We start from the raw sequence: 4290 nt of genomic DNA, 5'->3' as shown, positions 1-4290 counted from the left end.
GCCCCGGGCTGCCGCGCTGGGCGCTGGTCGCTGGTGGTGGCACCGCGTTGGTGGTGGTGGCCGCGCTGGCCTGGCGGATGGGCGCCGATGCGCATGCGCCGTTGCCAACACCGATGACGGCGCCCGAGCCGGCGCCGGCGCCCGTCGTGGCTGCCGCGCCCTCCGTTGAGCCGGCACCGGCACCGGTCGTCCAAGCGCCCCCAGTGACGGCGACCCCGGCCCCACCGCCGGTCGCCTATGTGGCGCCACCACCGCCCGCCGCCAAGCCGCTGCGCGAGGCCAAGCCGCCGGCAGCACCGCGCCCAACGCCTCCCGCTGCGATCGCGCCTGCGCCGGGGCCTGTCCCAGCGCCCGCCCAGACCGCTGCGCGACCGCCCGAGCCGACGCCGAATGCAGCCGTTCCGCTGATGGCCGAGCTGCCCAGCACCCTTCGCCAGCAGTTGCCGCACCTGGCGGTGACCGGCTCGGTCTATTCCGACGACGCGGCCAGCCGCTTCATCATGCTCAACGGCGAGGTGGTGAAAGAAGGCGGCCAGCCCGCGCCGGGGTTGGTGCTCGAGCGCATCGAGCCGAAGAGCGCCGTGCTGCGCTTCAAGGGCCAGCGCTTCCGTCTGCCGTACTGAGCAGCAGCTTCGATCGGGCCGCTCAGGCCGCCGGCTTGGTGGCCAGCTTGACCGCGAGGTAGCGCAGCGCAGCGCTGTACCCCATCACGCCCAACCCGGCGACCACGCCGTCGGCCACCGCCGAGATGAACGAGTGGTGGCGAAACTCTTCGCGCTTGTGCACGTTGCTGATGTGCACCTCGACCGCCGGCAGCGCCACGCCGGCCAGCGCATCGCGCAATGACACGCTGGTGTGCGTCAGGCCACCGGGGTTGATGACGATCGCCTGCGTGCCATCCAACCGCGCCGCGTGGATGCGGTCGATCAGAGCACCTTCGTGGTTGCTCTGGAAGCACAGCGCCTTCAGGCCCAGCGCGGCCGCCTCGTCGACGAAACGCCGCTCCACATCGGCCAGCGTGTCGGCGCCATAGATGTGCGGCTCGCGCGTGCCCAGCAGGTTCAGGTTCGGGCCGTTCAGCAAGAGGATGCTCATGGGGCGTGATGCTAATGCGTGAGGCGGCCGCCGTGGTGGCGGTCGAGCCACCGACGTGCCAGGCAACAGCGCCCCGCCGTGGCCACCGACGTGATCACACCATTGGATTCTTGATCCTATCTCCCACGAAACAATGATGGTTTGTGATCACATCCATCGAGATTGGTTAAGATCGGCGGCATGAACCGCTCCAGCATCGAAGAATTCCTCGCCCGCCACCGCATCCACGAGGTGGAGTGCGTGATCCCCGACATGACCGGCATCGCGCGCGGCAAGATCCTGCCGCGCGACCTGTTTCTGGCGGCCGGCGAGATGCGCATTCCGAAGAGCGTGCTGCTGAACACCGTCAACGGCCAACAGCCCGACAACGGCCCCTTCGTGGGCGACACCGACCCCGACATGGTCTGCCTGCCGGACCCGGCCACCGTGCGCGTGGTGCCCTGGGCGGCAGAGCCGGTGGCGGTGGTGATACACGATTGCCAGGAGTGGGACGGCCGCGCGGTCGAGCTCTCGCCGCGCGCCGTGCTGCGGCGGGTGCTCGCGCTTTACGAAGGCCAAGGCTGGAAGCCGATCGTCGCGCCGGAGATGGAGTTCTACCTCGTCGCTCGCCAGCAGAACCCACACGAGCCGCTCCAACCGCCGCTGGGCCGCACCGGCAAGCCCGAGGTCGGGCGGCAGAGCTACTCGATCGACGCGGTCAACGACTTCGACCCCTTCTTCATGGAGCTGTCGCAGTTCTGTGAGGTGCACCAGCTCGGCGTCGAGACGCTGATCCACGAGGCCGGCCCAGGCCAGATGGAGATCAACTTCAGCCACGGTGAGCCGCTGGACCTGGCCGACCGCGTGTTCCTGTTCAAGCGCACGGTGCGCGAGACGGCGCTGCGCCACGGCGTGTTCGCCACCTTCATGGCCAAGCCGATGGAGCAGGAGCCGGGCAGCGCGATGCACATCCACCAGAGCCTGCTGAGCGCTTCAGACGGCCGCAACGTCTTCAGCCGCGAAGACGGCTCGGCCAGCGAGCTGTTCATGCACTACCTGGCCGGGCTGCAGACCTACATCCCGCAGCTGATGCCAATGTTCGCGCCCTATGTGAACTCGTATCGCCGGCTGGCGCCTTTCATGTCGGCGCCGATCAACGTGCGCTGGGGCCACGACAACCGCACCTGCGGCCTGCGCGTGCCCAAGTCGGGCCCCGAATCGCGCCGGATAGAGAACCGCGTGCCCGGTGTTGACGTGAACCCCTACCTCGCGATGGCTGCCACGCTGGCCTGCGGCTGGCTGGGCATGCGCGACAAGCTGCAGCCCAGCGAACCGACGGCCGACAGCGCATGGAACGTCAGCCACGAACTGCCGCGCCATCTGGAAGACGCGATCGCGGCGATGCGCGCCTGCGAGCCCGTGAAAGAAGTGCTGGGTGGGCATTTCGTCGACGCCTTCTGCGCGGTGAAGGAGCTCGAATACGCCACGTACAACCGGGTGATCAGCTCGTGGGAGCGCGAGCACCTGCTGCTGCTGGTCTGACGACGATGACGAAGACACTCCCACGCACCGGCGTGGCCGACGCTCGCGTGCGCGAAGTGACGCAGGCCGAGCGCGCCCGCTACACAGCCGCCAACTCACGCTCGCACGCGCTGGCCGCCACCTCTGCCCAGCACCTGATGTTCGGCGTGCCGCTGCACTGGATGAACGACTGGGCCACGCCCTTCCCGCTACAGGTCGCGGAGGCCCAGGGCGCGCGGCTGGTCGATGTGGACGGCAACGAGCGGGTCGACTTCTGCCTCGGCGACACCGGCGCGATGTTCGGCCACTCACCGCCAGCTGTCACCGCCGCACTGCAGCGCCAAGCCGAACGCGGCCTGACGACGATGCTGGCCAATGAGGACGCAGCGGTGGTCTCTGCCCTGCTGGCCGAGCGCTTCGGGTTGCCGAAGTGGCAGTTCGCGATGACGGCCACCGACGCCAACCGCTTCGTGCTGCGCTGGCTGCGCGCGGCCACTGGCCGCAAGGTGCTGCTGGTCTTCAACGGCTGTTACCACGGCACCGTCGACGACGTGTTCGTCGACCTGGTAGATGGCCATCCGCAGCAGCGCGGCAGCCTGCTTGGCCAGGTGCACGACCTGACCCGAACCACACGCGTCGTCGAGTTCAACGATCTGGCCGCGCTGGAAGCAGCGCTCGCGCCGGGCGACGTGGCCTGCGTGCTGGCTGAGCCGGTGATGACCAACATCGGCATGGTGCTGCCCGAGCCCGGCTTCTGGGAACGCGCGATTGAGCTGATCCACCGCCACGGCAGTCTGCTGGTGATGGATGAAACGCACACCATCAGCAGCGGGCCGGGCGGCTATGCGCGTGCCCATGGCCTGACGCCCGACGCGGTGGTCGTCGGCAAGCCGTTGGGTGGTGGCATGCCCTGCGCGGCCTATGGCTTCAGCGCTGAACTCGCAGCGCGGGCCGAAGCTGCCAAGCGCGCTGCGCCGCCCGGGCATTCYGGCATCGGCACGACCCTAACCGCCAATCTGCTGGCCATGACCGCGATGCGTGCGACGTTGACCGAGCTGATGACGCCAGCCGTTTTCGCGACACTTCACTCGCGCTGCACGCGGCTGGCTGAAGGCCTACGCGCCGTGATCACGCGCCACCGCCTGCCCTGGTGTGTGACGCAAGTCGGCGCGCGCTGCGAGTTCCAGTTCTGCGCCACCCCACCGCGCAACGGCACAGAAGCCGGCGCCGCGATGGACGACGAACTGGAGCAAGCACTGCACCTGTTCCTGCTCAACCGCGGCTTGATGATCACACCCTTCCACAACATGATGCTGGTCTGCCCCGACACCACCGATGCCGATGTCGACCGGCTGCTCGCGGCGTTCGGCGAGGCGCTGTCGGCGCTGGCTGGGCTGGAATGACGCCTCGGCCTGTCTGCGCGCGTTCGGACTGCCCAGGTGGTGGCGGCAGGGCGGCGGCGGTGCCCCCGTTCTCCGGCCCACGCTCGCGGGGCACGGTCGCGTCAAGCGACGGACAGCCGCATCAACATCGTGGTGCCCTAGCGACGTGGGGGCGACCGCGAATGGAACCTGCGCCCGGGGGCACCACCACCGCCCTGAAGCACTGTCGGTGGCGTACCTCGCCTTTGCATGCCACCCGGGTGCCTTGGTGGGTGGCTCGGGGGTGCGGGCGCAGGCCCCATTCGCGGTCGCC

The 4290-nt window shown here is 69.1% G+C and carries 4 protein-coding genes; 3 read left to right on the top strand and 1 reads right to left on the bottom strand.

Annotation, left to right across the window (positions count from 1 at the left end; genetic code table 11):
* On the top strand, nt 1–623 hold a 623-nt coding region (locus AC1DYI_RS28070; protein WP_477207410.1), incomplete at its 5' end, for a general secretion pathway protein GspB.
* Between the two features lie 22 nt (nt 624–645).
* Here the strand turns inward: AC1DYI_RS28070 and aroQ are convergent.
* Nucleotides 646–1095 carry a type II 3-dehydroquinate dehydratase gene (aroQ, locus tag AC1DYI_RS28065; RefSeq protein ID WP_477207409.1) on the bottom strand — a complete coding sequence of 150 codons (450 nt, stop codon included), beginning with the start codon at nt 1093–1095 and terminating at the stop codon, nt 646–648.
* 180 nt (nt 1096–1275) lie between these two features.
* Here aroQ and AC1DYI_RS28060 point away from each other — a divergent pair, with 180 nt between their 5' ends.
* A complete protein-coding gene (locus AC1DYI_RS28060; RefSeq protein WP_477207408.1) occupies nt 1276–2616 on the top strand; it encodes a glutamine synthetase family protein in 1341 nt (446 codons plus the stop codon).
* A 5-nt stretch (nt 2617–2621) separates the two neighbouring features.
* Entirely contained in the window at nt 2622–3998 is a 1377-nt protein-coding gene (locus tag AC1DYI_RS28055) for an aspartate aminotransferase family protein (RefSeq protein ID WP_477207407.1), read from the top strand.
* Nucleotides 3999–4290: the final 292 nt, after the last annotated feature.

This window comes from Ideonella sp. P3_A4, from assembly GCF_056403075.1.
This window is presented reverse-complemented; position numbering and strand designations above follow the sequence as displayed.